The organism is Sphingomonas cremea, from assembly GCF_021502585.1.
In the GTDB taxonomy this organism is placed as follows: Bacteria; Pseudomonadota; Alphaproteobacteria; order Sphingomonadales; family Sphingomonadaceae; genus Sphingomicrobium; species Sphingomicrobium cremea.
The window spans coordinates 21,360-45,841 of the sequence record NZ_JAKFGM010000002.1; the positions used below are offsets into that span (position 1 = coordinate 21,360).

Annotated in this window: 26 protein-coding genes and 2 tRNA genes; 14 read left to right on the top strand and 14 right to left on the bottom strand. The window is 62.6% G+C overall.

Annotation, left to right across the window (positions count from 1 at the left end; all coding sequences use genetic code 11):
* The first annotated feature begins 14 nt into the window (after nt 1-14).
* The 8 genes from nusB (at nt 15) to LVY65_RS06505 (ending at nt 5,878) form a co-directional block, all read left to right on the top strand.
* On the top strand, nt 15-464 hold the full coding sequence (gene nusB / locus LVY65_RS06470; protein WP_268828674.1) for a transcription antitermination factor NusB: 450 nt from the start codon (nt 15-17) through the stop codon (nt 462-464).
* A gap of 42 nt (nt 465-506) precedes the next feature.
* Nucleotides 507-1,445, top strand: a complete 939-nt coding sequence (gene thiL / locus LVY65_RS06475; RefSeq protein ID WP_235067212.1) for a thiamine-phosphate kinase — start codon at nt 507-509, stop codon at nt 1,443-1,445.
* Nucleotides 1,446-1,635: 190 nt separating this feature from the next.
* The gene (locus LVY65_RS06480; protein WP_235067213.1) at nt 1,636-3,741 is read left to right on the top strand and encodes a sodium-translocating pyrophosphatase; all 2,106 of its coding nucleotides are present in this window, start codon (nt 1,636-1,638) and stop codon (nt 3,739-3,741) included.
* A gap of 112 nt (nt 3,742-3,853) precedes the next feature.
* On the top strand, nt 3,854-4,102 hold the full coding sequence (gene infA / locus LVY65_RS06485) for a translation initiation factor IF-1 (RefSeq protein WP_235067214.1): 249 nt from the start codon (nt 3,854-3,856) through the stop codon (nt 4,100-4,102).
* Entirely contained in the window at nt 4,102-4,674 is a 573-nt protein-coding gene (locus tag LVY65_RS06490) for a Maf family protein (RefSeq protein WP_235067215.1), read from the top strand. The genes infA and LVY65_RS06490 overlap by 1 nt, the downstream gene beginning before the upstream one ends.
* Nucleotides 4,667-5,599 carry a ribonuclease gene (locus LVY65_RS06495; RefSeq protein ID WP_235067216.1) on the top strand — a complete coding sequence of 311 codons (933 nt, stop codon included), beginning with the start codon at nt 4,667-4,669 and terminating at the stop codon, nt 5,597-5,599. Before LVY65_RS06490 ends, LVY65_RS06495 begins: the two co-directional genes overlap by 8 nt.
* Entirely contained in the window at nt 5,583-5,762 is a 180-nt protein-coding gene (locus LVY65_RS06500) for a DNA gyrase inhibitor YacG (protein ID WP_235067217.1), read from the top strand. The genes LVY65_RS06495 and LVY65_RS06500 overlap by 17 nt, the downstream gene beginning before the upstream one ends.
* A 40-nt stretch (nt 5,763-5,802) precedes the next feature.
* Nucleotides 5,803-5,878, top strand: a tRNA-Phe gene (locus LVY65_RS06505).
* A 227-nt stretch (nt 5,879-6,105) separates the two neighbouring features.
* Here the strand turns inward: LVY65_RS06505 and hemN are convergent.
* Genes hemN through ccoN form a run of 9 tightly spaced genes read right to left on the bottom strand, consistent with a single transcriptional unit; the run spans nt 6,106 to nt 15,121 of the window.
* Nucleotides 6,106-7,431 (bottom strand): oxygen-independent coproporphyrinogen III oxidase, encoded by a 1,326-nt coding sequence (gene hemN, locus LVY65_RS06510; RefSeq protein WP_235067218.1) that lies wholly within the window; start codon nt 7,429-7,431, stop codon nt 6,106-6,108.
* Complete coding sequence (gene ccoS / locus LVY65_RS06515; protein ID WP_235067219.1) at nt 7,428-7,574, bottom strand: cbb3-type cytochrome oxidase assembly protein CcoS; 147 nt, start codon at nt 7,572-7,574, stop codon at nt 7,428-7,430. Before ccoS ends, hemN begins: the two co-directional genes overlap by 4 nt.
* Nucleotides 7,571-9,688: a heavy metal translocating P-type ATPase gene (locus LVY65_RS06520; protein ID WP_328282494.1), complete on the bottom strand. Its 2,118-nt coding sequence runs from the start codon at nt 9,686-9,688 to the stop codon at nt 7,571-7,573. Before LVY65_RS06520 ends, ccoS begins: the two co-directional genes overlap by 4 nt.
* Entirely contained in the window at nt 9,685-10,113 is a 429-nt protein-coding gene (locus LVY65_RS06525; RefSeq protein WP_235067220.1) for a FixH family protein, read from the bottom strand. Before LVY65_RS06525 ends, LVY65_RS06520 begins: the two co-directional genes overlap by 4 nt.
* Before the next feature lie 14 nt (nt 10,114-10,127).
* Entirely contained in the window at nt 10,128-11,570 is a 1,443-nt protein-coding gene (gene ccoG / locus LVY65_RS06530) for a cytochrome c oxidase accessory protein CcoG (protein ID WP_235067221.1), read from the bottom strand.
* 36 nt (nt 11,571-11,606) lie between these two features.
* A complete protein-coding gene (gene ccoP / locus LVY65_RS06535; protein WP_235067222.1) occupies nt 11,607-12,515 on the bottom strand; it encodes a cytochrome-c oxidase, cbb3-type subunit III in 909 nt (302 codons plus the stop codon).
* Nucleotides 12,508-12,666 carry a cbb3-type cytochrome oxidase subunit 3 gene (locus LVY65_RS06540; protein ID WP_235067223.1) on the bottom strand — a complete coding sequence of 53 codons (159 nt, stop codon included), beginning with the start codon at nt 12,664-12,666 and terminating at the stop codon, nt 12,508-12,510. Before LVY65_RS06540 ends, ccoP begins: the two co-directional genes overlap by 8 nt.
* Nucleotides 12,663-13,397, bottom strand: coding sequence for a cytochrome-c oxidase, cbb3-type subunit II (ccoO, locus tag LVY65_RS06545; RefSeq protein WP_235067224.1), 735 nt, complete (start codon nt 13,395-13,397; stop codon nt 12,663-12,665). The genes LVY65_RS06540 and ccoO overlap by 4 nt, the downstream gene beginning before the upstream one ends.
* Before the next feature lie 8 nt (nt 13,398-13,405).
* On the bottom strand, nt 13,406-15,121 hold the full coding sequence (gene ccoN / locus LVY65_RS06550) for a cytochrome-c oxidase, cbb3-type subunit I (protein ID WP_235067225.1): 1,716 nt from the start codon (nt 15,119-15,121) through the stop codon (nt 13,406-13,408).
* Between the two features lie 243 nt (nt 15,122-15,364).
* Here ccoN and LVY65_RS06555 point away from each other — a divergent pair, with 243 nt between their 5' ends.
* Nucleotides 15,365-16,018 (top strand): OmpW/AlkL family protein, encoded by a 654-nt coding sequence (locus tag LVY65_RS06555; protein WP_235067226.1) that lies wholly within the window; start codon nt 15,365-15,367, stop codon nt 16,016-16,018.
* Between the two features lie 55 nt (nt 16,019-16,073).
* Here LVY65_RS06555 and LVY65_RS06560 read toward each other — a convergent pair whose 3' ends face one another.
* Nucleotides 16,074-16,535, bottom strand: coding sequence for a hypothetical protein (locus LVY65_RS06560; RefSeq protein ID WP_235067227.1), 462 nt, complete (start codon nt 16,533-16,535; stop codon nt 16,074-16,076).
* Between the two features lie 81 nt (nt 16,536-16,616).
* On the opposite strand from LVY65_RS06560, the gene LVY65_RS06565 reads away from it, so the two are divergent.
* Both LVY65_RS06565 and nhaA read left to right on the top strand, forming a co-directional pair.
* Nucleotides 16,617-17,336 carry a Crp/Fnr family transcriptional regulator gene (locus LVY65_RS06565; RefSeq protein WP_235067228.1) on the top strand — a complete coding sequence of 240 codons (720 nt, stop codon included), beginning with the start codon at nt 16,617-16,619 and terminating at the stop codon, nt 17,334-17,336.
* 91 nt (nt 17,337-17,427) lie between these two features.
* Nucleotides 17,428-18,669, top strand: a complete 1,242-nt coding sequence (gene nhaA / locus LVY65_RS06570; protein ID WP_235067229.1) for a Na+/H+ antiporter NhaA — start codon at nt 17,428-17,430, stop codon at nt 18,667-18,669.
* Nucleotides 18,670-18,687: 18 nt separating this feature from the next.
* Here the strand turns inward: nhaA and LVY65_RS06575 are convergent, their stop codons facing one another.
* Genes LVY65_RS06575 through sucC form a run of 3 tightly spaced genes read right to left on the bottom strand, consistent with a single transcriptional unit; the run spans nt 18,688 to nt 21,581 of the window.
* The gene (locus LVY65_RS06575) at nt 18,688-19,617 is read right to left on the bottom strand and encodes an electron transfer flavoprotein subunit alpha/FixB family protein (protein ID WP_235067230.1); all 930 of its coding nucleotides are present in this window, start codon (nt 19,615-19,617) and stop codon (nt 18,688-18,690) included.
* Nucleotides 19,614-20,363 (bottom strand): electron transfer flavoprotein subunit beta/FixA family protein, encoded by a 750-nt coding sequence (locus tag LVY65_RS06580; protein ID WP_235067231.1) that lies wholly within the window; start codon nt 20,361-20,363, stop codon nt 19,614-19,616. The genes LVY65_RS06575 and LVY65_RS06580 overlap by 4 nt, the downstream gene beginning before the upstream one ends.
* An 18-nt stretch (nt 20,364-20,381) precedes the next feature.
* The gene (sucC, locus tag LVY65_RS06585; RefSeq protein ID WP_235067232.1) at nt 20,382-21,581 is read right to left on the bottom strand and encodes an ADP-forming succinate--CoA ligase subunit beta; all 1,200 of its coding nucleotides are present in this window, start codon (nt 21,579-21,581) and stop codon (nt 20,382-20,384) included.
* A gap of 210 nt (nt 21,582-21,791) precedes the next feature.
* Here sucC and dinB point away from each other — a divergent pair, with 210 nt between their 5' ends.
* Both dinB and LVY65_RS06595 read left to right on the top strand, forming a co-directional pair.
* Nucleotides 21,792-22,868, top strand: a complete 1,077-nt coding sequence (dinB, locus tag LVY65_RS06590; protein ID WP_328282495.1) for a DNA polymerase IV — start codon at nt 21,792-21,794, stop codon at nt 22,866-22,868.
* Nucleotides 22,869-23,033: 165 nt separating this feature from the next.
* Nucleotides 23,034-23,567: a CarD family transcriptional regulator gene (locus LVY65_RS06595; protein ID WP_235067233.1), complete on the top strand. Its 534-nt coding sequence runs from the start codon at nt 23,034-23,036 to the stop codon at nt 23,565-23,567.
* Between the two features lie 74 nt (nt 23,568-23,641).
* Here LVY65_RS06595 and LVY65_RS06600 read toward each other — a convergent pair whose 3' ends face one another.
* Entirely contained in the window at nt 23,642-24,268 is a 627-nt protein-coding gene (locus LVY65_RS06600) for an NAD(P)H-dependent oxidoreductase (protein WP_235067234.1), read from the bottom strand.
* A gap of 131 nt (nt 24,269-24,399) precedes the next feature.
* On the opposite strand from LVY65_RS06600, the gene LVY65_RS06605 reads away from it, so the two are divergent.
* A tRNA-Arg gene (locus tag LVY65_RS06605) sits at nt 24,400-24,476 on the top strand.
* The last annotated feature ends 6 nt before the right edge of the window (nt 24,477-24,482 follow it).

Consider the following 24,482-nt stretch of genomic DNA (forward strand, 5'->3'; position numbering starts at 1 on the left):
AGGCCCCGGCCATCATGACTCGCTCGATCTCGCGCTCCGCCGCCCGGCTTTCCGCCGTGCAGGCGCTCTACCAGCAGGAAATGGAAGGCACGGAACCCGCGCGCCTGATCCATGAATTTCACCATCATCGGCTCGGCGCGACGATCGAGGGCGACACCTACGCAGAGGCCGAAATCAGCTTCTTCGACGATCTTGTGTCTGGCGCACTCGCTCGCCGCGAAGAGATTGACGCGCTGATTTCCGAACGGCTTGCCGAAGGTTGGAACCTCGAACGCCTCGACAAGCCGATGAAGGCGATCCTCCGCGTCGGCGCCTACGAGTTGATTGCCCGGCCCGACGTGCCGGTCGCAAGCGTGATCAGCGAATATGTCGACGTCGCCGACGCCTTTTACGACAAGCGCGAGAAAGGCTTCGTCAACGGCCTGCTTGACGCCATAGCGAAGGTCGCCCGGCCCGCCGCCTAGGGGCTTCCATCGTTCCCGCGTCACGGGTCTATAAGCAGTGTAATGAGCATCGGCGAATTGGCCTTCATCGAGCGGTTGCGCGCGCTGGCGACGCATCCTGCCGCGCGCGGGCTTGACGACGATGTGGCGGTGGTCGGCGACCTGGTGCTGACCCATGACACGATCGCGGAAGGAGTGCATTACCTTCCCGACGACCCTCCGGCCTCAGTTGGTTGGAAGCTGGTCACGGTCAACCTCAGCGATCTTGCGGCCAAGGGCGCTGAGCCGGTTGCGGCACTGATGAGCGTGACGATCAGCGGCGACGGAGACTGGGAAGATCGATTCCTTTCGGGTGTTGCCGCCGCCTGTGAAGCCTATTCACTTCCGCTCGTTGGCGGGGACACCATTGCCCTTCCTTTGCATGCTCCGCGCGTCCTGGGCCTGACCGCCATCGGTCGCGGCGGCGCGCACATTCCATCGCGTGGCGGCGGGAGCCCGGGAGACGGGCTGTGGCTGGTGGGAACGCTGGGCGATGCGGCGGTAGGCCTGGCTGCCCTGCTTGCAGATATCAACGCGGAAGGGCCAATGGTCGAAGCCTATCGCCGTCCAGTGCCGCAACTTGCCGCCGGACGCCAACTAGCGGTTCATGCGAGTGCGATGATGGACGTTTCGGACGGACTGTTGCTCGATGCTTCCCGACTTTGCGCCGCAAGTCACTGTGGAGCGCGGATCGACCTGGACAGCCTGCCTCTTTCTCGAGGTTTCATTGCCGAGCGGGGATCGGACCGAAAGGCCCGGCTCTCCGCGGCAACCGCCGGCGACGATTACGCCCTTCTGGCAGCGCTTCCGGCCGATTTCGACCCTGCGGTAAGTCTTTCTTTACCTTCCGGGACCAACCTTGTCCGGATCGGGACGCTCACCGAGGGCAAGGAACTGACCTTGCTCGACGCTATGGGCGAAGTTCCGACGCCGGAGCAGCTGGGTTATGAACATCACACTTAACCTCCGCCAATGGGTCATCGCCTTTATTGGCCTGGCCTCTGGAATGGCGACTGCGCTGCTGCTTCACTAACCGCCTGACATCAGGCGGGTTGCCTCCGCCTGAAACCCCGCTACACATTCCCCGGCTTATAACGGGCGCGACCGCCAACCGGTGGCGCAGCCTATTGGTCGAATAGGGGAATTCACCGACATGAACCTGGTACTATTTGCGATTGCCTGCGGCGTCGTTGCGCTGCTTTACGGCATCCTTACCAGCCAGCAGGTGCTTCGCGCGTCCGCCGGCAATGCACGAATGATGGAGGTCGCCGCGGCGATCCAGGAGGGCGCATCCGCGTACCTCCGCCGCCAATATACGACGATTACGGTCGTCGGCGTCGTCGTGGCGATCATCGTTTTCATCTTCCTCGGACCGCTTTCTGCAGGCGGATTTGTCCTTGGCGCCATCCTGTCAGGCTCCACCGGCTTCGTTGGCATGAACATTTCGGTCCGCGCCAACGTCCGCACCGCCGAGGCCGCTAGCCAGGGCCTGCAACAAGGCCTGACCATGGCCTTTCGCGCAGGTGCCATCACCGGCATGCTAGTCGCCGGCCTCGCCCTGCTCGCGATCGCGAGCTTCTTCTATTATCTGGTCGGCATTGCGGGCCATGGTCCCAGCGACCGGATCGTCGTCGACAGCCTCGTCGCGCTTGCCTTCGGTGCGTCACTGATCTCGATCTTCGCCCGCCTTGGCGGCGGCATCTTCACCAAGGCCGCAGACGTCGGCGCCGACCTGGTCGGCAAGGTCGAGGCCGGAATTCCCGAAGACGATCCCCGTAACCCAGCGGTCATCGCTGATAACGTCGGCGACAATGTCGGCGATTGCGCCGGCATGGCCGCCGACCTGTTCGAAACCTATGTCGTCACCGTCGGCGCTACGATGGTGCTCACTGCGCTGCTGATGAAGGGCGCGGGTGACGCACTGCTCCCGTTGATGAGCTTGCCGCTGCTGATTGGCGGCGTTTGCGTCCTGACTTCGATCCTCGGCACCTACTTCGTCCGGCTCGGCAAGGGCACGAGCATCATGGGTGCGATGTACAAGGGCTTCGGCGTGACCGCTGTGACTTCGGCGGTCGCGATCTATTTCGCCACGCAATATGCGCTCGGCGACCTGAATGCGCCGATGACTGCGGGCACGACCCGCTTTACCGGCATGGACCTTTACTGGTGCATGCTGCTGGGCCTCATCATCACCGGCCTCATCATCTGGATCACGGAATATTATACCGGCACCAACTATCGGCCGGTTCGATCGATCGCCAAGGCTTCCGAAACCGGCCATGGCACCAACGTCATCCAGGGCTTGGCCATCAGCCTGGAATCGACTGCCATGCCGACGCTGGTGATCTGCGCCGGTATCATCATTGCCTACGCACTCGCCGGACTGATGGGGATCGCTTTTGCCGCGACCGCGATGCTGGCGCTGGCCGGGATGGTGGTTGCACTCGACGCTTATGGCCCGGTTACCGACAATGCCGGCGGAATTGCCGAAATGTCGGGCCTGGACGACAGCGTCCGCGACAAGACCGATGCGCTGGATGCAGTCGGCAACACTACGAAGGCCGTGACAAAGGGCTATGCTATTGGTTCGGCTGGCCTTGCCGCGCTTGTGCTGTTCGCCGCCTACACCACCGACCTGCGCGAATTCTTCCCCGGGCTGAATGTCGACTTCAGCCTGGAGAATCCGTTCGTCATCGTCGGACTGCTGCTTGGTGCGCTGCTGCCTTATCTGTTCGGCGCCCTCGGCATGACAGCCGTCGGCCGTGCTGCTGGCGACGTGGTCAAGGACGTGCGTGAGCAGTTCCGGACAAACACCGGCATCATGGATGGTTCGTCGCGGCCCGATTATGCGCGGACCGTCGACCTGGTCACCAAGGCGGCGATCAAGGAGATGATCGTACCCTCGATGCTTCCGGTGTTCGCCCCGATCGTCGTCTATTTCGTGATCACTGCCGTTGCCGGCCAGGCCCAGGGCTTCGCGGCGCTCGGAGCACTGCTTCTGGGCGTAATTGTCGGCGGCCTGTTCGTCGCCATCTCGATGACCTCGGGCGGCGGCGCATGGGACAATGCCAAGAAGTTCATCGAAGACGGCAACCACGGCGGCAAGGGCAGCGAAGCGCATAAGGCCGCGGTCACCGGCGATACGGTGGGCGATCCTTACAAGGATACGGCTGGCCCGGCGGTTAACCCGATGATCAAGATCACCAACATCGTCGCGCTGCTCCTGCTGGCGGCGCTGGCGGGACAGGTCGCGGGCTAATTCGGCCCAAGGCAATCCAGGCGGGCGGAAGCTTCGGTTTCCGCCCGCCTTTTCATTGGCACGCTCTGCGGTTATGAGCCGCCAACTCATTTAGAACATGAAAAGGATTTGAATGGCCAAGGAAGAACTTCTCGAGATGCGCGGACGGGTGGTCGAGCTGCTGCCCAATGCGATGTTCCGCGTCGAGCTGGAGAATGGACACGAGATCCTTGGCCATACCGCGGGCAAGATGCGCAAGAACCGCATCCGCGTTCTGACCGGCGACGAGGTGCTGGTCGAACTGACGCCCTATGACCTTACCAAGGGCCGCATTACCTATCGCTTCATGCCTGGGCGCGGAGGCCCCGGCCCAGCCGCCTGATGAAGCTCATCCTCGCCTCGGCGAGCCCGCGCCGCCTCGACCTCTTGGCACGGATCGGAGTCACACCCGACGCGGTCGATCCGGCCCATATCGACGAAAGCGTGCCTCAGGGCGAGCTTCCGCGCGACCACGCATTGCGCCTGGCGATCGAGAAGGCGGAGGCGGTAGAGGAACGCCATCCCGACGCCTTGGTCCTTGCCGCTGACACGGTTGTCGCCGTTGGCCGGAGGATTCTGCCCAAAGTCGAGGATGAGGCAACTCTGCGGACCTGCATGAAGTTGCTATCCGGCCGCCGCCATCGGGTGCTAACCGGCGTCGCACTGGCCATTCCCGGCGAAACGACCCGATCCCGCTTGGTTGAGACGATGATCGCGATGAAGCGGCTGTCCGACGAGGAAATCGATTTTTACGCGTCGCATGGCGAGTGGCAAGGCAAGGCCGGTGGCTATGCACTGCAGGGCTATGGCGAAGTCTATGTCCGCCATATCGCCGGCAGCTACTCCAACGTCGTCGGCCTGCCGCTAGCCGAGGCTCGGCACCTCCTCAAATCGGCTGGATATCCGATTGCCTGATTGGCTGATCGAGCGCGGGATTGGCGAGACCCGCGCGGTGTTGGTGGAGGGCGGCCGAATCGTCGAGGCGCGGATCATGCGGGAGGGGGTGACCCCAGCCGGAACCATCCTCGAGGCAAGGCTGAAGAGCGTTGGGCGCAATGCGGTCGCAGTCGCGGATGGGCAGGAATATCTGCTTCCCAAGGGTGCACCTGGGACTACGCAGGGCGCGGCGTTGCGGATCGAGGTCACCCGCGAAGATCTGGGCGGTCTGGAGAATTGGAAGCGACCGCTTGCCCGCGCAAGCAGCGATCCGTCGCGCGCAGCGCCTGCATTGGTTGGCACCGCGGTCGATTCCGGCAAGCATTTGGATGACTCCGGTTGGCTGGATATACTGGATGAGGCGCGTAGTGGGATCATCGCCTTCCCCGGCGGTGAATTGCGCGTTTCACTGACCCCGGCGATGACCTTGATCGACGTCGATGGCCAACTTCCGCCAGCTGAGCTTGCGATTGCGGGGGCGCGCGCTGCAGCCGAAGCAATTCGGCGTCATGGCGTCGGCGGATCGATTGGGGTCGACCTGCCGACGGTCGACGGCAAGGCCTTTCGTCAGGCAGCGGCCGAGGCCGTCGATGCGGTACTTCCCAAGCCGTTCGAGCGAACGTCAGTCAACGGGTTCGGATTTCTGCAGGTCGTCCGGCCGCGTGCCCATGCTTCTCTATTCGAGCTTGCCGCCGACCGCCCATCGTTCGAGGCCCGGGCACTGCTCCGCGCTGCTAGCCGTGAAGTCGGCGCCATTCGCGTGGCGGCGCACCCCGCGGTGATTGCCGAACTCAACCGAAAGCCTGATTGGCTGGACCAACTCTCCCGCCGCACCGGCGGCCTCGTGACCTTGCGCAGCGACCCTACACTCGCCATGTCGGGTGGGCATGCCGAACGCGCCTAAACCCTGCCCGGTCTGCGGCAAGCCGCCGTCCACCGAACACACCCCCTTTTGCAGCCGCGGCTGCAAGGATCGCGACCTGCTCAAGTGGCTCGGCGAAGGCTATCGGATTCCTGGCCCACCAGCGGATCAGGACGGGCTGGACAGCGACGAGGGCGACCGCTAGGGACGCCTTCGCTCGCGGCGCCGACCGGCGCTTGCCGTGGGCCCAGGTAGCTCAGTTGGTAGAGCATGCGACTGAAAATCGCAGTGTCGGTGGTTCGATCCCGCCCCTGGGCACCATCCCGTAGTCTTTAAAATCCTCAAATCGCGGCAATTCAATCAGCGATGCTTGCGATGTTCCGCGCACGCGAAAACGGCATGGCATCCGGCGGGTTGCTCGGGCTGCCGTTTCGGCGCCTCGCGCCCGCCGTAGCAAATGTCTTCATGTGCACCGGGAATCACCGAGCCATACGCCATTCCTGCAATCGACAGGCAAGCCAATATCCCGAGTGGAGCAGCGATGGCCGTCATATGGCGCTGCTGAACCTCCGGGAGGCAGGCTGCCGATAGCTGTCGAACAATGATGCGATAGCCCGGGCATAAGGCCGGCCAAAATCGGGAAGGCGCAGCCGCCTGCCTTCAAGCGTTGCCAGGCCGCGATCCAGGAATGGGCGCAGCCGCTCCAGCATATGCTGATCGCAAAGGCCGCCCAACTCGGCCTTGCCACTGCACAGCAATTGTTCGATGATCCGCCCTCGCCGCCGATCCTCTTCGGTACGGACCACGCCGCAATCCGTTGGCAAAAGGCCCGACGAAACCCGAACCTTATAGCGGCCGGCATTTTTCTCGTTCTGGACGATCAGATGCGGAAACTGACTGATGGCGCTCGCACCAAGGCCGATCAGCACTTCGGCCTGATCGTCGGTGAAGCCCTGGAAGTTGCGTTTCAGCCTTCCTTCCTCCGCGGCAATTGCGATCGGATCATCCGGCAGCGCGAAATGGTCGAAACCGATCGGCTCGTACCCTGCCGCAACGAGCAAACGATGGCCGAGCTCGGCCTGGCCAAAGCGCTGTTCGGCATCGGGCAGGGCACTCCCATCGATTTGCCGCTGCCGCGCAATGAGGTGCGGGACATGGGCATAGCCGAATAATGCTATTCGTTCCGGCCGAAGCGCGATCGTGGCGTGCAGCGTCCGCTCCAGTTCGTCCAGTCCCTGATGCGGCAGGCCGTACATCAGGTCGAAATTGAGCGAGCGCACTCCTGCGCGCCGCAGCTTTTCGACGCAGGTCTCTATCAGGCGGAAGGGCTGTAACCGGCCGATGGCTCGCTGGACCGCCGGCTCCAACGTCTGCACGCCAAGGCTCGCGCGCTCGATACTGGCCGCGGCTATCGCATCGAACCAGGGATCGCTCAGCGAGCGGGGGTCGAGTTCGATGGAAAGCAAGGCGTCATGCGCGTCGAACGCCCAACGGAGGCTGGTTAGTAGTTTGGCAAACTGATCGGGAGCGATCGCATTGGGGCTACCGCCGCCGAAAGAAATTCGCCGCACTTTGCCGCGCCCCGCCAACCGTTTGGAGACCAGGCCAATTTCGGCCTCCAGCGTCTCGAGATAGGTCGCCAACCTCTGCGTGCGATTGGCAGCGCCGGTATTGCAGCCGCAGTACCAGCAAATCTCGTGGCAATATGGGATGTGGACGTAAAGGGAGAGTTGCTGGTCGAGCGCAATTCCATCAAGCGCCGCTTCCATGTCGCTGCGCCCAACCGCCGGGGAGAACTCGGCCGCAGTTGGATAGCTTGTGTAGCGCGGCACCGGCGTCGCCAACAGTTCGGGATGGTAGGTCCAGCCGGTCATAAATCCTCGTCCTCGATCAAAATTCTGGCGGCGGCACCGTCCATGTCCTCGAACTGGCCGGAACGCATCGCCCAGAAGAAAGCGGCCAGCCCGGCCAGGCCGAGCAACAGGGCGATGGGGATGAGGTAGGTGAGGCCGCTCATCGTGCCGCATTCCTCAAGCGGAGGGCGTTACCGACGACAATCAACGACGATCCGGACATGGCGAGCGCCGCGATCAGCGGCGTAACCATTCCCGCGAAAGCAAGCGGCACGGCTATGACGTTGTATCCGATGGCGATGGCGAAGTTCTGGCGAACCACGTGCATGGTCCGGCGCGCGGCAGCCACTGCCTTCGCCACCGGAAGCAGGCTGTCGCCGAGAAACACGGCATCGGCGGCGTTCTGGCCAACGTCGCTCGCCGATCCAGGCGCCAACGACACATGGCCCGCAGCAAGTGCCGGTCCATCGTTGAGCCCATCTCCGACCATCAGCACGTTATGGCCGGAGGCGTGGAGGCGGGCGATGAGGTTGAGCTTGTCTTGCGGCCGCATGCCGGTTTGGGCGGTCAGGCCCAATCCCCGAATTGCGGTGGCGACCGAAGGGCCACTGTCGCCGCTGGCCACCGAGCATTCGATGCCAAGATCGTGCAGGCGATGAATGGCTTCCCTTACTTCGGGACGCAGTCGATCTTCGAAGCGAAGTCGTACCCGTTTATTGGTTCCACGAGTGAAATAGGTGGACAAGCCGTCATTGCTTTCCCCGCGTGCAAGCGACACTCGTTCGCCGCGACAGGAGGCAGAAATACCGAAGCCCGGCTCCTCCTGAACTTCGAAAAGCGCAACCGGAGCCACGCCTTTCGCTTCAAATGCCCGGCGGACCGCCTCGGCAAGCGGATGGCGGCTGTGCTGGGCAAGTGCGAGTGCAATGGCTTGAACGCCGGGCGCCAAGGCCGCGGCATCGACGAGTTCGGGCCGGCCGAGCGTCAGCGTACCGGTCTTGTCGAACAATGCCCGGTCGACCTCGGCCAGACGTTCCAGGGCGGAGCCGTCCTTGACCAGCACCCCGGCCCGCATCAGCGATCCGGCGGCGACGATCTGCGCGGTGGGAACTGCGAGGCCAAGCGCGCAAGGGCAGGTGATGATCAGCACCGCTGCCGCGATCAGCAGAGCCTGGTGCCAACCGGCGCCGAGCAGGATCCAGACCACAAAAGACGACGCAGCCAGCGTATGGACCGCTGGAGCATAGAGGCGCGCCGCACGGTCGGCGATCCGGACGTAGCGCGACCGGCCCTGCCCGGCTTCACCCATTAATCGTGCAATTTCGGCAATGCTGCTGTCCTGACCCACCGCCGTCACTCTAACCGTGAGCGGCGAAGCGAGATTTAGCGTTCCGGCGTGGACCGACCCGCCGGGCCCGACTGGCCGGGGCGCGCTTTCTCCGGTCAGCAGCGACAGGTCGAGGCTACTCGACCCGGTTTCGACAATACCGTCCGCGGCAAGCCGTTCGCCGGCGGCGATGATCATCCGCATTCCACTGCGCAGCTCTTCGGCGCGGAGCCATGAACTGGCACCATCCTCACTGATAACGAGCGCACCTGCCGCCGTCTGTTTGAGGAGCGCTGCCACACCGTCACGCGCGCGATCGCGCATGACGCTGTCGAGCACTCGCCCGACCAGCAGGAAGAACAGCAACATCACGGCGCCGTCGAAATAGGCGTGCGGGCCGCCGGTCAGCGCTTCGAACAGGCTAAGTGCCGTGACCAGCAACACGCCGATCGAAATCGGCACGTCCATGTTGGTCCGGCCATGCCTGAGGGCGCTCCACGCCGAGCGAAAGAATGGTTGGCCCGAATAGGCCACCGTCGGAATGGCAATCATTCCGGACAGGAGGTGAAACAGGTCCCGAGTGCCACCCTCGGCGCCGGACCAGACCGACACCGAGAGCAGCATGATGTTCATGGCCGCGAAGCCTGCGACGGCGGTTGCACGAAGCAGCGCGCGGCTTTCGCCATCCTGCCTGCCCGCCGTCGCGCCGGACAGCGGCTGGGCTGCGAATCCAAGTCGCTCAAGCGCGGCGATAAGTTCTGGGATTTCAACCGACTGTGCATGGGATACAGACAGCTGCCTGGAAGTAAGGTTCAGCCGCGCCGACACCACGCCTGGCAGGGTATCCAGTCCGCGCTCGATCTTGGCCATGCAGCCGGCGCAATGGGCTCCGGGAACCGCAAAGATGGTGCGCTCCAGCGGTTCGCCGGCGACCGAGGTCAGCGCCGTCACGGCACAACCTCGATCAGTCGAGCCTCATCCTTGCCATGTCGGACCAATAAGTGGATGGCCCAGCGCCCGGGCGGAAGCGCCTGGGCCGAACGCAGATCGTCTCCGAAGGTGAGTGGCAGGTCCTCCGCCCGGCCGAGCGGATGGCGGGCAAAGCCGCTGACTTTGGCGCCCTCGACGTTGACGGACACCAGGACTCGGCGCTGCGCGTCAAGGCCCGGCTTGATTTCCCAACCCAGCCGACTCTGCTTGCGCGCCGCTTCCAGCCAGCCATTATATTCCTGGCTGGCAACATAGCTGTTTTCGACCACCACTCCGCCGAAGGTCCGTGTGGCGAACATCGCCATGGTGACGTTGACGGCAATGATCACGCCGAAGAAGCCGACGATAATCGCGGTGAAATGCCAGCCGGTGAAGCGCTTCGTCACGTAGTGCCCCAATCTCAGTTTGGCCGTTCGAACACGGCCTTGGTGCTGTCGCTCTCAAGGCCATCGATCGACCGGACCGAGAAGGCGAAACTCTGACGTTCTTCTCCACTACCGGGGGCGGCGACGAAAATAGGTAGTTTTGCGAGGGCATCGGCGGGAACGGTAGTTCGAACGCTCCTTTTCGCCGTCTCGCGGCTGCCGCCCTCGCCCCACATCACTGCACCCGGAAGTCCGTTCAAGCTGACGGACATCTCGCGCGGCCGCGCCTCCATATTGCGCAGTTTGACTGTGAAATTGTTCCGCACATGGCCGTCGGACAGCTGCACCCAGGCGGGGTTACGTTGGTGCTGGGCGCTGATATCGAGCCGGGCGCGGTCCGCGAGCACCGCAAGCATCGCAAGCCCGATCGACGACCACAACGCGAAATAGACCAATGTCCGCGGGCGAAGTATGGTTTTCATGATCGGCTTCGGCGTGCCGCCCTTGGCCTCGATCTTGCAGTCGTCCAGCGTCGCATAGTCGATCAGCCCGCGCGGCTTGCCGATCTTGCCCATCACCGAATCGCACGCATCAATGCAAAGCGCACATGTAATGCAGCCGATCTGCGGCCCATTGCGGATGTCGATTCCGGTTGGGCAAACCGCGACGCAAGCGTCGCAATCGATGCAGTCACCCAAGGCTTTGGGTGCGGCCACATTGGTTCGCCGTCCCTTGCCACGCGGCTCGCCGCGCCAGTCCTTATAGGTGACGATCAACGATTTCTCGTCGAGCATCGCCGTCTGGATGCGCGGCCACGGGCACATGTAGATGCACACTTGTTCGCGCATGAAGCCGCCGAAAATGAAGGTCGTCGCGGTGAGCAGCGCAACCGTCGCGTAGGCGATACTGGACGCTTCGCCAGCGATGAACCTTCCCGCCAAAGTCGGCGCATCCGCGAAATAGAAAATCCATGCGCCTCCGGTGAGGAGCGAAAGCAGCAGGAATACGGCATATTTGCCGGTGCGCCGCGCCAGCTTCCCGACGGACCAGGGGGCCTGGGCCAGGCGCATCTGCGCATTGCGGTCGCCATCAATGAAGCGCTCAATATGCTGGAACAGGTCGGTCCATACGGTCTGCGGGCATGCATATCCGCACCAGGCACGGCCGACGACCGACGTCAGCAGGAACAGGCCGACCCCGGCCATGATCAGCAAGCCAGCGACATAATAGAATTCGTGCGGCCAGATCTCGATCGGTCCAAAATAGAATCGGCGATGGGCGAGATCGATCAGCACCGCCTGGTCGGGTGCATATTGGCCGCGGTCCCAGCGCAACCAGGGTGTGACGTAATAGATGATGAGCGTCACAGCCATGACCAGCCACTTCAGGCGGCGGAATCGTCCATCCACCGCCTTGGGATAGACTGGCTGCCGCTTGGCATAGAGGCTGGTCGCCTCGCTGGTCGAAAGGTCGTTCATCGATGCGCCGGTTTTTTGGACTGGGTCCACGCCAGCCTATTTTCCTGTCTGGGCGATCTGCAATGTTTCACGCTCGCCGCCACCTAGGGAATGCACGTAGACGGCAAGCATCTTGACGGTCGCGGGATCAAGCTTCTCGCCCCACCGCGGCATGACCCCGAACCGGGCGTCATGGATCGACTTGCGAACGCTGTCGTCATCGCCGCCGTAGAGCCAGATGGCGTCGGTCAGGTTGGGCGCGCCGAACTGGCGGTTACCTTTCGCATCTGCTCCGTGACAAGCGGCGCAGTTCGCCTGGAATAATGCCGCGCCTCGCTTGGCGGAATTGTCTAGCGGCCGTTGCCTGCTGATCGTCCGCACATAGGCCGTCAGGTCGTCGATCTCCGCTGGCTGAAGCAAGGCATCGCGGCCGAATGCCGGCATCTGGGACATGCGCGTCTGACCATGACCCGGATTCCGCACTCCATGTTCGATAGTGTAATGAATGGCATTGATGTCGCCGCCCCAAAGCCAGTCATCGTCGTTGAGATTGGGATAGCCTTTCGAGCCCGCGGCGCCCGATCCATGGCACTGGACGCAGTTGACCCGGAATGCAGCCCGGCCACCTTCGACCGCCGCCTGCATCAGTTCCGGCTTCGCCGCCAGTTGATCGATGGGCGTAGCCGCGATCGCCCGCAAGATCGGAGCTCGATTTGCACGTTCGGCGGCAAGTTGCTGCTCAAGCTGGCCTCGGCTCGACCAGTTTAGCGCTCCTGCAGTCGCCTTGCTGACCATCGGCCAGGCCGGGTAGAAGATGGTGTAAGCGATCGCCCAGATAATCGTCGCGTAAAGCGTCCACAGCCACCAGCGCGGCAGCGGCGTATTGAGCTCCTCGATACCGTCCCATTCGTGCCCGACAGTCTCGGTCCCGGTCGGCTGGTCGATCCGCTTCTTTTCATCAGCCATGGTCGGGGTCCTTGAAGATCATGGTTGCGGCATCGCGATTGCGCTGGCGATTGCGCGGCAGGAAGGCCCAACCGACCAGCACGAGGTAGATTGCGGCCATGACGACCAGCCCCCAGCTATCGGCGAGGTGGCGAAGCTCGTTGTAGCTCACCGCACCTGCTCCTGCGGAGCGGCCGATTTGAAATCGACCTGGGTGCCGAGCATTTGCAGATAAGCGACCAGCGCATCCATTTCCGTGATGCGCGACGGGTCGCCGTCGTAGTCGCGCGCCTGGGCGTTCGGGTAGCGCTTCACCAGGTCGGCGGCGTCGGCATTGGGATCGGCCTGGGCAGTGAGATCCTCATTTGCCTTGGCGATCGACTGCATGCTGTATGGCACGCCGGTCCGGGACAGTGCCCGCAGATGCGCGCTCATGTCGCCAGTCGTCAGTTCGCGATCGGCCAGGAAGCTGTAACCGGGCATGATGGATTCCGGCACGACCGAACGCGGGTCCTTGAGGTGCTGCACGTGCCACTCGTCGGAATAGCGACCGCCCACGCGCGCCAGGTCCGGGCCGGTTCGCTTGGATCCCCATTGGAACGGGTGATCGTACATGCTTTCGGCAGCCAGGCTGTAATGCCCGTATCGCTCGGTCTCATCGCGGAACGGGCGGATCATCTGGCTGTGGCAGGTGTAGCAGCCCTCACGAACGTAGATGTTGCGGCCGGCGAGTTCGAGCGGTGTATATGGCCGAACGCCCTCGACCTTCTCGATCGTCGAATCGATCCAGAAGAGAGGCGCGATCTCGACGATTCCACCGACCGTAACCACCAGCAGCGACAGCACTGCAAGAATGGTGACGTTCCGTTCAATCCGCCCGTGATTGAATATCTTGCTTGCCATGACTTGTCCTACTCTGCGGCCGCTACCGCAGCATCGGGGCTGCCGCCGGAACGGATGCTCCGAACCCCCGCGCGCGCAATCTGCGGCAGCGGGCGGTCAGCCTCGGGGTTATACGTTGCGTCGTTGAGCGGCTTTTCATCCCGCAAATTGCCGCGAATTGTTTGGGCCACATTCCAAATCATGATCGCGAAGCCGCTGAGGTACAGAAGCCCGCCTGCAGCACGAATCAGATAATAGGGCTGCATTGCCGCGACGACTTCGCTGAACGAATAGACGAGGTATCCGTCCGCCCCATATTCGCGCCACATCAGGCCCTGCATAATGCCGGCGACCCACATCGACGACGCGTAAAGGACGATCCCCAGCGTCGCGAGCCAGAAGTGCCAGTTGATCATGCGCAGCGAATAGAGCCGGGATCGGCTCCACAGGCGCGGCACCAGATAATAGACGCACGCAAAGGTAATCATCCCGTTCCAGCCGAGCGCGCCGGAATGGACATGCCCGATAGTCCAATCGGTGTAGTGCGACAGCGAGTTGACGGCCTTGATCGACAGCATCGGCCCTTCGAACGTCGACATGCCGTAGAACGCCAGAGCCAGGACCATCATTCGGATGATGGGATCGGTGCGGACCTTGTCCCACGCGCCGTTGAGGGTCATCAGGCCGTTGATCATCCCGCCCCAGCTGGGCATCCACAGCATGATCGAGAACACCATGCCCAGCGTCTGCGCCCAGTCGGGCAGCGCGGTGTAATGGAGGTGGTGCGGACCAGCCCAGATGTAGAGGAAGATCAGCGACCAGAAGTGAATGATCGACAGCCGATAGCTGTAGATCGGCCGCTCGGCCTGCTTCGGCACGAAGTAATACATCATCGCCAGGAAACCGGCGGTGAGGAAGAAACCGACCGCATTATGGCCGTACCACCACTGGGTCAGCGCGTCCTGGACGCCCGCAAATAGCGAATAGCTCTTGGAACCGGCGAGACTGACAGGGATGCTGAGGTTGTTCACCACATGCAGCATTGCCACGGTGATGATGAAGCTCAGGTAGAACCAGTTGGCGACGTAGATGTGGGGCTCGCGGCGCTTGACGATGGTACCGATAAAAACCGCCGCATAGGACAGCCAGACGACCGTCAGCCACAGGTCGACGTACCATTCGGGCTCCGCATATTCGCGGCTCTCGGTGATGCCGAGCAAATAGCCGGTAGCAGCCAACACGATGAACAGCTGGTAGCCCCAGAAGACGAAGCGGGCGAGGCTTGGGAATGCCAGCCGCGCACGGCACGTGCGCTGGACGACGTAAAAGCTGGTGGCGATCAGTGCATTGCCGCCGAACGCGAAGATGACCGCCGATGTGTGCAGCGGCCGCAGCCGACCGAAGCTGGTGTACTCGAGCCCGAGGTTGAGCGCCGGAAATGCCAGCTGCAATGCGATGTAGAGGCCCGCCACAAAGCCCGCGACGCCCCAGAAAAGGGTGGCAAGCACCCCCCAACGAACCGGATCGTCATCATAGCGGCCGTGGTCGACAACTACGCTGGGAACGCCTGTCGCAATGGCGCCATAGTCCGCATTGCGGAGCGTGACGACCAGCATCACGAATGCTGCAGCGGCGATAATCGCCAGATGGACCGAAAAGCCGAAGTCGGCCGAGGCGGCAATTGTCAGGACGGCGATCAAGCCGATGAGCAGCCAGCCCCCGCTTTTCAGTAGCACGTCATCCATGGTCGGCCCCAAGTCCCGCTGCACAATGTTCGGGCCGGGGCTTAATCTCGCGGCGACGCAGCACGCTTTACGCAATCCTACGTATGCGACTGAGCTTTGGAGATTTGGGCAGGCCGACACGTGGAAGGCGGGCGCCGGCCCTTACCGAAGCCGAACTAGCCGCCGCGCATATTTGAGGTGGATCAAGGACCGGATGCCGCCCGCCGTTCAGTTGCCTGTGCTCCATCTTAAGGGGGCACACCAATGAAACTGCTTTTTCCGATTGCCGCGGGCATGGCCGCGACCGTTGCCGCTTCACCGGCTTATGCTGAAGCGGGCGACGTGCTGGTCCGCACCCGGGCAATCCTGGTCGCGCCGACGGAGAATTCCAGCGGCATCAAACCGGCTTTTCCAAACGACGAGGTGTCGGTTTCCAACTCCTTCGCACCGGAACTCGACTTCACCTATTTCGTAGCCGACCATATTGGGCTTGAGTTGATTCTGGCGACGACCAAGCACAACATCAACGGGAAGGGCGGTCTCGATCCGATCGGCGAGCTTGCGGACACTTGGGTCCTGCCGCCGACCCTTACCCTGCAATATCACTTTGCGCCCAAGGCCAAAGTCCGCCCCTATGTCGGCGTTGGAATCAACTATACCCATTTCTACAATGAGGACGCCAGCAACGGGCTCGAGAACGCAATCGGCCACACCAACGTGAATCTGGACGATAGCCTTGGCTATGCGGTCCAGGCAGGTCTCGACGTCGACATCACGCCGCGCGTGTTCCTCAACTTCGACATCAAATATATCGACATCGACACCAAGGCGAAGCTGACTACCGGAAACCTCGTCAACCGGGTCAACGTCAGCCTCGATCCGATCGTTGCGGGCGTTGGCGTCGGCATGCGGTTCTAAGGTGTGAAGTGCTCCCGGGCTCGCACTCGGGAGCCTTCCCCGCCCCTAGGATGCGTCAGAGCGATTTGACGAAGATTACCGAGTCCAGCGTCAAGCCAAGAGTCAACCAACCGCCGGCCTTCCGACTACCGGTGCCGGCGAGGCCCCGGGCGCCAGTACGGACCTCGATCCCCGCGCAGCCCAATAGGCGTGCTCGATCCTCGGCCGCAGCCATCAGCGCGGCACGAGCGGGAGCGGCCCGGCTCAATTCGAACGTCACGAAATCGTCGAGCGTGAGCACCCGTCCGTGGCGAAGCCGCTCACAAATCCGATAGCTGGCAAGACCAACCACCGTTCCGCCTTCATCAAATAGTCCGATAAACCCGCCCTCGCGGCCTCGACGCCTGACATAGTCGAGCCAGTCATCGAGACTTATTTCGGGAGCGATCGCCCGGATAATCGGATAGGCCGCGCCGGCCTCTGCCAGACCCAGCCCGACTACGTAGAATTGCGGCTTATATGACGCCGTGGTTGCCATTTATGCGCATATCCGACGGGATGCGGGGCAATTCGTTGATCTGCCTCATGTCTGCAAATTTTGATCGAGGACAGGCATTGCATGGCAACCAGGGCGGCACCGGTACCGGAGCTTGAGCGGGACCATCCATGTTTCGATTGCGCCGTGCGAGAGCTTGCCGTGTGCGGTGTGCTGGAGCCCGCCGTTCTACGCGATTTCAAGAAGAGCGGACCGATCGCCCACTACGCGGCTGGCGAGACTGTCGTATTCGAGGCCGACGCGGCGGCAAATGTCTATAGCCTCACCGGCGGGCTGTTGCGTCTGTCAAAGCTACTTCCCGACGGCCGCCGGCAAATCGCCGGCTTCCTGTTTCCTGGCGACTTCCTTGGGATTACGTTGGAGGAGGAGCATGCGTTCACCGCCGAAGCGGTCGCGCCCTCGACGCTCTGCAGATTCCCGCGTCGCCAGTTCGATGCCTTCGTTGCGGCCAATCCCGCGCTTGAGCGGCGACTCTACGCCGTGGCCGCGCACGAGCTGGCTGCCGCGCGGCAGCAACTGGTATTGCTCGGTCGCAAGACCGCGACGGAGCGCGTCGCCTCGTTCATGCTGATACTCGCCGGCCGCTGCCATCCAATCGTTGAGGATCAGGATATTAGCTTCCCAATGTCGCGCGCCGACATCGCCGACTATCTCGGTCTCAGGATTGAGACAGTGAGCCGCGAGATTAGCGCGCTCAAGGCTGCCCGAGTGATCCAGCTCACCGGCCGCCAGTCGTTTCGCGTCGCCGACCTCGGGCGGCTCGAGCAGCTCGCGGAAGGTTGACTTGCTGTATTCTAGGCCAATGCGCACCTTCGTCGGATTAATTCTTCTTCGGCGCGCTTCTTGGATGGCGATCATCCGATAATCCTCGACCATGGCGCGCCCCGCTTGCTATCGGCTTGGCGTGACCGCGCCCGCCGAAAAGCAGCAGAAGCTCGACAGATTGGCGGGACTGCTCCTGGTTGCGGCCGCCGCGACCGCACTAATCGCCGCAAACGGGCCCTTCGCCGCCGCCTATAATGACTTGCTCCACCTGAAGTTGGGTCCAGCGATGCCGCGCCTCGGCCAGATGTCGCTTCACGAATGGATCGCCGACGGGCTGATGGCGATCTTCTTCCTGCTGGTAGGCCTTGAGGTGAAACGCGAATGGTACGACGGCCGACTGTCGAGCCCAGCCGAACGGCGACTGCCAATCATCGCAGCGGTAGCGGGAATGGCCCTACCGGCACTGATCTACCTGGCGATGATCGGCGGTGATTCCGCGCTGACCCCAGGGTGGGCGATCCCCGCGGCGACCGACATCGCCTTCGCGATCGGAGTGCTCGCGATCCTCGGCCGTAACGCTCCCGCCTCGATCAAGCTGCTGCTGGTCACGATCGCCATTGTCGATGACATCGGCGCGGTGCTGATCATCGCCTTGTTCTACACGAAGAGCCTGAATGTCCTGGCGCTTGGCGGAGCGCTGGCACTTGCAGGTGGAATGGCCGCTCTCGGCCAGTTCGGCGTACGCCGGCTGTGGCCGTACATCGTCGGCTTCGTGCTGCTGTGGCTGCTGGTTCTGGCGAGCGGGGTTCACGCTACCATTTCCGGGGTGCTTGCGGCGCTGACCATTCCACTTGGCAAGGGCGAATCGGCCTCTCCACTGAAACGCCTGGAACATGCGATCCATCCCTGGGTCATGTTCGGCGTCGTTCCCATCTTCGGCTTTGCTTCTGCCGGAGTGGCGCTGGTCGGCGGATTGGGGATGCTGGCCGAACCGCTGCCGCTGGCAATTTTGGCCGGTCTTTTCCTGGGGAAGCAGTTTGGCATCTTTGGAGCGGTGTGGGTCGCAGTGCGCACGGGACTGGCCCCTCCCCCGGATGGGACCAGCTGGCGCCAGCTTTACGGCGCGGCGACGCTATGCGGGATTGGCTTTACGATGAGCCTGTTCATCGGCGCCTTGGCCTTCACCGACGATGCGGCGCTCATCGATGCAGCCAAGCTAGGAACCCTTGCGGGCTCGCTCCTGTCGGCCGTCGTAGGATATGGAATTCTTCGTCTGTCCACTCCGGCGCCCAGCCGCGAGGACGACGAGGAGGATGCGACGGAGCTATTTTCCGCCGACCAGCCCGATTAAGCGTCCGCCCTGAACGCCCTAAAGCTTCTCGGTAAGCTCCGGTACGATCTGGAACAGGTCGCCGACCAGGCCGATGTCCGCGACCTGGAAGATCGGGGCTTCTTCATCCTTGTTGATGGCGATGATGGTCTTGGAGTCCTTCATCCCGGCAAGGTGCTGGATGGCGCCGGAAATGCCGATCGCGACATAGACTTCGGGAGCGACGATCTTGCCGGTCTGGCCGACCTGGTAATCGTTGGGCGCATAGCCCGCGTCGACGGCGGCGCGGCTGGCGCCCACGGCGGCGCCAAGCTTGTCCGCCAGCGGGTCGAGCAGCGCGTGGAAGTCGCCGGACGAGCCGAACGCGCGACCGCCCGAGACGATCACCTTGGCACTGGTCAACTCGGGCCGCTCCGACTTCGAAAGCTCGGCACCGACAAAGCTCGACTTGCCCGAGCCGCCGCCGGCGTCGACCGCCTCGATAGCGCCCGAACCGCCGCTGGTTGCGGACTTTTCGAAGGCCGTGCCGCGAACGGTAATGACTTTCTTGGCATCCTTGCTCTTGACCGTGGCGATGGCGTTGCCGGCGTAGATCGGGCGGGTGAAAGTGTCCTCGCCCTCGACCGAAAGGATGTCGGAGATCTGCATCACGTCGAGCAGCGCGGCGACGCGCGGCGCGACGTTCTTGCCGGTGGTGGTAGCCGGCGCGAGAAAAGCGTCGTGGCTACCCATCAGCGCGGCGGCGACCGGCGCGACATCCTCGGCCAGCTGATGTTCCAGATGTGCGCCGTCGGCGACATGAACCTTGCCGACACCGGCGATCTTGGATGCGGCATCGGCGATCCCGCCGACGCCCTTGCCAGCGACCAGCAAATGGACTTCGCCAAGTTTCGAGGCGGCAGTGACAGCGGCGAGTGTCGCGTCCTTGACCTGCTTGCCGTCATGTTCGACCAGAACCAGAGTCTTCATTTGGCCACTCCCAATGCCTTCAGCTTCGCCACCAGCTCATCAACCGAGCCGACCTTGATGCCCGCGGTCCGCTTGGCCGGTTCGACGACCTTCAGCGTCTCCAGCCGCGGCGCGACATCGACCCCATAATCGCCGGGCGATTTGGTCGCGAGAGGCTTCGACTTGGCTTTCATGATGTTCGGTAGCGAGGCGTAGCGAGGCTCGTTGAGGCGAAGATCGGTGGTGACCACTGCGGGTGTCGAGAGCTTCACCGTTTCAAGCCCGCCGTCGACTTCCCGCGTAACATTGACGTCGCCGCCGGAGATTTCGACCTTCGACGCGAACGTACCCTGCGGCCAGCCAAGCAGCGCGGCCAGCATCTGGCCGGTCTGGTTGCTGTCATCGTCGATCGCCTGCTTGCCGAGGATGATCAGCCCCGGCTGCTCTTCGTCGGCGATGCCCTTCAAAATCTTGGCGACAGCGAGCGGCTCGACCTCTTCGTCAGTCTGGACCAGCACAGCTCGGTCTGCACCCATGGCGAGCGCCGTGCGCAACGTTTCCTGCGCCTTTGCCGGACCGATCGAGACCGCGACGATCTCGGTCGCGGCGCCCTTTTCCTTGAGGCGGATCGCTTCTTCGACCGCAATCTCATCGAACGGGTTCATCGACATTTTAACGTTGGCGAGATCGACGCCCGAGCCATCCATCTTGACCCGCGGCTTGACGTTGTAATCGATCACTCGCTTGACGGCTACGAGCAGCTTCATCGGTTTGAACCCCTTGAATTAGGCGACTTCGCGGACCTGTTCGACGATTTTCTTGGCGGCGTCGCCGAGGTCGTTGGCGGCGACGATCGGCAGGCCGCTCATCGCCAATATGTCCTTGCCCTGCTGGACGTTGGTACCTTCGAGGCGGACTACCAGCGGCACCGACAGCTGCACTTCCTTGGCCGCGGCGACAATGCCTTCGGCGATGATGTCGCAGCGCATGATGCCGCCGAAGATGTTGACCAATATGCCCTTCACCGCCGGATCGGAGAGGATGATCTTGAACGCCGCGGTGACCTTTTCCTTGTTGGCGCCGCCGCCGACGTCGAGGAAGTTGGCCGGGAACATGCCGTTCAGCTTGATGATGTCCATCGTCGCCATGGCGAGGCCGGCGCCATTCACCATGCAGCCGATGTCGCCATCGAGCTTGATATAGGCGAGGTCATGCTTGGAGGCCTCAACCTCCATCGGATCCTCTTCCGTGATATCGCGCAGCTGCTCCAGGTCGGGGTGGCGGAATTCGGCGTTGCTGTCGAAGCCCACCTTGGCGTCGAGTACCATCAGCTTGCCGTCATCGGTGATCGCGAGCGGGTTGATCTCAATCTGCGAAGCGTCGGTGCCAAGGAAGGCGTCATAAAGCTTGGCAAGCACATTGGCAGCCTGCTTGGCGAGGTCGCCCGACAATTCCAGCGCTGACGCAACCGCGCGGCCGTGATGCGGCATCAGTCCGGTCGCCGGGTCGATGGTGATCGTTTCGATCTTTTCGGGCGTGTCGTGAGCGACCGCTTCGATGTCCATGCCGCCTTCGGTCGAGGCAACGACCGCAATTCGGCCGGTCGCACGATCGACCAGCAATGCTAGGTAGAATTCCTTGGCGATGTCGACGCCGTCGGTGACGTAGAGGCGCTGCACCTGCTTGCCCTGCGCGCCAGTCTGGATCGTAACCAGCGTTCGCCCAAGCATTTCCTCGGCATGTTGGCGGACTTCGTCGATCGACCGGGCGAGGCGAACGCCGCCTTTGGCGTCCGGGCCCAGTTCCTTGAACTTGCCCTTGCCGCGGCCGCCGGCATGGATCTGCGCCTTGACCACCCACAGCGGTCCAGGGAGCTGCTTGGCAGCCTCGACCGCCTCCTCGACGCTCATCGCGGCATGGCCGGCGGGAACCGGGACACCGAAGTTGGCGAGCAGTTCCTTGGCTTGATATTCATGAATGTTCATGGGCGCGCCCTTAAGCAGATTGGAGCGCGCAAGGGAAGCAGGGTCTCGGATGTCCTTAGCTTCACTAATTTCATGGAGACAGACGCCAAAGTTGTGAAGTTAGCGGGATCGGAAGGCGTTTTGGCCGGGCACTGGTTCCGGATAAAACGGCACACCATCGTGGATGGACGCTAGACTCGGACGGGGCGTGTAGGACAGGAAAATCGGGCCGTGACCGACCCGCCTACCCGCAAGATCATCCATGTCGATATGGACGCCTTCTATGCGTCGGTCGAGCAGCGCGACAATCCGGAGCTGAAGGGCAAGCCGGTGGCGGTCGGCGGCGGGCATCGCGGGGTTGTCGCCGCGGCCAGCTACGAAGCACGCAAGTTCGGCGTGCGATCGGCGATGCCGTCGGTCACCGCCAAGCGCCGCTGCCCCGAGTTGGTCTTCGTCAAGCCGCGGTTCGACGTTTATCGCGCGGTGTCGCAGCAGATCCGCACCATCTTCGCTGATTATACCGACCTGATCGAACCGCTGTCGCTCGACGAAGCCTATCTGGACGTAACCGAGGACCGACGCGGCCTTGGCACGGCCAGGGCGATCGCCGAGGAAATTCGCGCCCGAATCAAGGCCGAAACCGGCCTTACCGCGTCGGCCGGGGTCAGTTACTGCAAGTTCATCGCCAAGCTGGCCTCGGACCAGAATAAGCCCGACGGCTTGTGCGTCATCCCACCACACAAAGGCGCAGCATTCGTCGCGATGCTGCCCGTAAAGCGCTTCCACGGCGTTGGGCCCGTTACCGCGGCGAAGATGGAACGGCTGGGCATCCATACTGGCTCCGATCTCGTCCAATGGCCGATCGAGCAACTGGAGGCATATTTCGGTTCGTCGGGGCGGTGGTACTGGCGAATCGCACGCGGGATCGACGAGCGGGAAGTGAAGCCGGACCGGCCCTATAAGTCGGTCAGCGCGGAGCGGACATTCGATGTCGACTATAGCGATCCGGAAGATTTGCGGCGCGAGCTGGCCCGCGTTGCCGGCTATGCCTGGCAGCGGATCGAGCGCTCCGAGGTCAGGGGCCGAACCGTGACGCTAAAGGTCAAATTCGCCGATTTCACCACGGTGACGAGGTCGAAGAGTTTTGTTTCGCCGGTGCCCGATCAAGCCGCGTTCGAGGCCGCCGGACAGACCCTTTTGGAAACGCTTCTGCCCGTAGCCAAGGGCATAAGATTGCTGGGTTTAGGGCTTCATTCGATCATCGAGGAAGAGGAGTCCGGGCCCCGGCAACTGGGACTCGAAATTTGATTCGTTTTCTGTTATATAATTGTCATCAGCCGTCGCGACCTGCGGCGGTTGCTTCATACAGGACCAAGTTCACACGCAAGTCATGATCGGACCGGGGGGTCGCTGTTGGGGGGCGATACGGTGCGCAAAGACGTGATGCAAGTGGACATTGAGAGAGGTGACGGAATGGCTGTGAAAGCCCTTAGCTTCGATGTTGGCGATTATGTGGTGTACCCCAAGCATGGCGTTGGCCGGGTGGTCGAGCTCCAAAGCACCGAGATCGCGGGAACTCGTCTCGATCTTTACGTCCTCCGGTTCGAAAAGGAGCGGATGACGCTTCGCGTGCCGGTGGGCAAGGCGGACTCGGTCGGCATGCGCAAGCTGTCGAGCGACAAGACAATGAAGGACGCGCTCGAGACTCTGACGGGCAAGCCCAAGGTCAAGCGGACCATGTGGTCGCGTCGTGCCCAGGAATATGAAGCGAAGATCAATTCGGGCGACCTTACGTCGATCGCCGAAGTGACCCGCGACCTGTTCCGCGCCGACGACCAGCCTGAGCAGAGCTATTCGGAGCGGCAGATCTTCGAAGCCGCCTCATCGCGCCTGGCGCGCGAGCTTGGGGCGATGGAGCAGACCGACGAGAAGTCGGCATTGGTCAAGATCCTCGAGATTCTGAACAAGGCTGCGGCCATCCACAACAAGGCGAAGGAAGCCGCGTAAGCGCAGCTTCATTGCCGAACGATCAGGGCGCCCCTCACCGGGCGCCCTTTTCTTTGGCGATTGCTTCCCGCCGATCAGGCCTGTTGCAGTGCCGCCGCGGAGGCACAGACTGTTCGGGCAAATTCCCCAACCTCGTAGAGAATGCGCTCCGCGTCGCCGGAGCTCAGATTATCCGCGATCGAATCCGCATGATAATGGTCGCAGTGAGCGAAGCCGAAGACGGTCTTGAGATATTCATCGAACGACTGCCGGAGCGAAACCCACATGCCATGTTCCTCCAGCCAGGGAAGCCCGGATCCGGAGGTGGTGATGACCGCCAGCCGCTTGCCGCGAAGCAGCCCATAATCGGACCGGGTGAGGTCATCGATCCTGAAGCCGGCGCCCAGCACTCGATCGATGTACCCCTTTATGATCGCTGGAGGCATTCCGAACCACAGCGGATAGACAAAGGTCAGTACGTCGCACTGCCTGAGCATATCGAGCTCAGCCTTGACATCGCTTGACGCCCCCTCGGCGCCGTTGGCCGCCCGCTCGGCCTCCTTCAGCAACGGATCGAACCCGATCGCGTACAGATCCCGCAGCACTGCATCATGATGGGCGGTGCGGACGGTATCGACATAACGGTCCGCAATGGCGGCGTTGAAGCTGTTCGGCCCCGGATGGCCCAGCACAACCAGATGCGACGGCAACTTCCTGCCCATATGACGGGCCTTCCCTTGGTGTTTGCTCATAAGCAACTCCGGGGCGTATCCCGAGTTCCGGCCAGGGCGAATTGATGTCCGCAATGGGTGGAAAGTGGCCGCCGGCTGCCTTAAAGCGGCCCAATCGGCATCCGCTCCTAGCTCAACTGGATAGAGCGCCGGGCTTCGAACCCGGAGGTTGGGGGTTCAAGTCCCTCGGAGCGGGCCAACCTCA

Excerpts from the sequence above, each read along its gene's own strand:
- nusB (WP_268828674.1), top strand. The coding sequence starts at position 15 with ATGACTCGCTCGATCTCGCGCTCCGCCGCCCGGCTTTCCGCCGTGCAG.
- thiL (WP_235067212.1), top strand. The coding sequence starts at position 507 with ATGAGCATCGGCGAATTGGCCTTCATCGAGCGGTTGCGCGCGCTGGCG.
- LVY65_RS06480 (WP_235067213.1), top strand. The coding sequence starts at position 1,636 with ATGAACCTGGTACTATTTGCGATTGCCTGCGGCGTCGTTGCGCTGCTT.
- infA (WP_235067214.1), top strand. The coding sequence starts at position 3,854 with ATGGCCAAGGAAGAACTTCTCGAGATGCGCGGACGGGTGGTCGAGCTG.
- LVY65_RS06490 (WP_235067215.1), top strand. The coding sequence starts at position 4,102 with ATGAAGCTCATCCTCGCCTCGGCGAGCCCGCGCCGCCTCGACCTCTTG.
- LVY65_RS06500 (WP_235067217.1), top strand. The coding sequence starts at position 5,583 with ATGCCGAACGCGCCTAAACCCTGCCCGGTCTGCGGCAAGCCGCCGTCC.
- hemN (WP_235067218.1), bottom strand. The coding sequence starts at position 7,431 with ATGACCGGCTGGACCTACCATCCCGAACTGTTGGCGACGCCGGTGCCG.
- ccoS (WP_235067219.1), bottom strand. The coding sequence starts at position 7,574 with ATGAGCGGCCTCACCTACCTCATCCCCATCGCCCTGTTGCTCGGCCTG.
- ccoG (WP_235067221.1), bottom strand. The coding sequence starts at position 11,570 with ATGAACGACCTTTCGACCAGCGAGGCGACCAGCCTCTATGCCAAGCGG.
- ccoP (WP_235067222.1), bottom strand. The coding sequence starts at position 12,515 with ATGGCTGATGAAAAGAAGCGGATCGACCAGCCGACCGGGACCGAGACT.
- ccoO (WP_235067224.1), bottom strand. The coding sequence starts at position 13,397 with ATGGCAAGCAAGATATTCAATCACGGGCGGATTGAACGGAACGTCACC.
- ccoN (WP_235067225.1), bottom strand. The coding sequence starts at position 15,121 with ATGGATGACGTGCTACTGAAAAGCGGGGGCTGGCTGCTCATCGGCTTG.
- LVY65_RS06555 (WP_235067226.1), top strand. The coding sequence starts at position 15,365 with ATGAAACTGCTTTTTCCGATTGCCGCGGGCATGGCCGCGACCGTTGCC.
- LVY65_RS06560 (WP_235067227.1), bottom strand. The coding sequence starts at position 16,535 with ATGGCAACCACGGCGTCATATAAGCCGCAATTCTACGTAGTCGGGCTG.
- LVY65_RS06565 (WP_235067228.1), top strand. The coding sequence starts at position 16,617 with ATGGCAACCAGGGCGGCACCGGTACCGGAGCTTGAGCGGGACCATCCA.
- nhaA (WP_235067229.1), top strand. The coding sequence starts at position 17,428 with ATGGCGCGCCCCGCTTGCTATCGGCTTGGCGTGACCGCGCCCGCCGAA.
- LVY65_RS06575 (WP_235067230.1), bottom strand. The coding sequence starts at position 19,617 with ATGAAGACTCTGGTTCTGGTCGAACATGACGGCAAGCAGGTCAAGGAC.
- LVY65_RS06580 (WP_235067231.1), bottom strand. The coding sequence starts at position 20,363 with ATGAAGCTGCTCGTAGCCGTCAAGCGAGTGATCGATTACAACGTCAAG.
- sucC (WP_235067232.1), bottom strand. The coding sequence starts at position 21,581 with ATGAACATTCATGAATATCAAGCCAAGGAACTGCTCGCCAACTTCGGT.
- LVY65_RS06595 (WP_235067233.1), top strand. The coding sequence starts at position 23,034 with ATGGCTGTGAAAGCCCTTAGCTTCGATGTTGGCGATTATGTGGTGTAC.
- LVY65_RS06600 (WP_235067234.1), bottom strand. The coding sequence starts at position 24,268 with ATGGGCAGGAAGTTGCCGTCGCATCTGGTTGTGCTGGGCCATCCGGGG.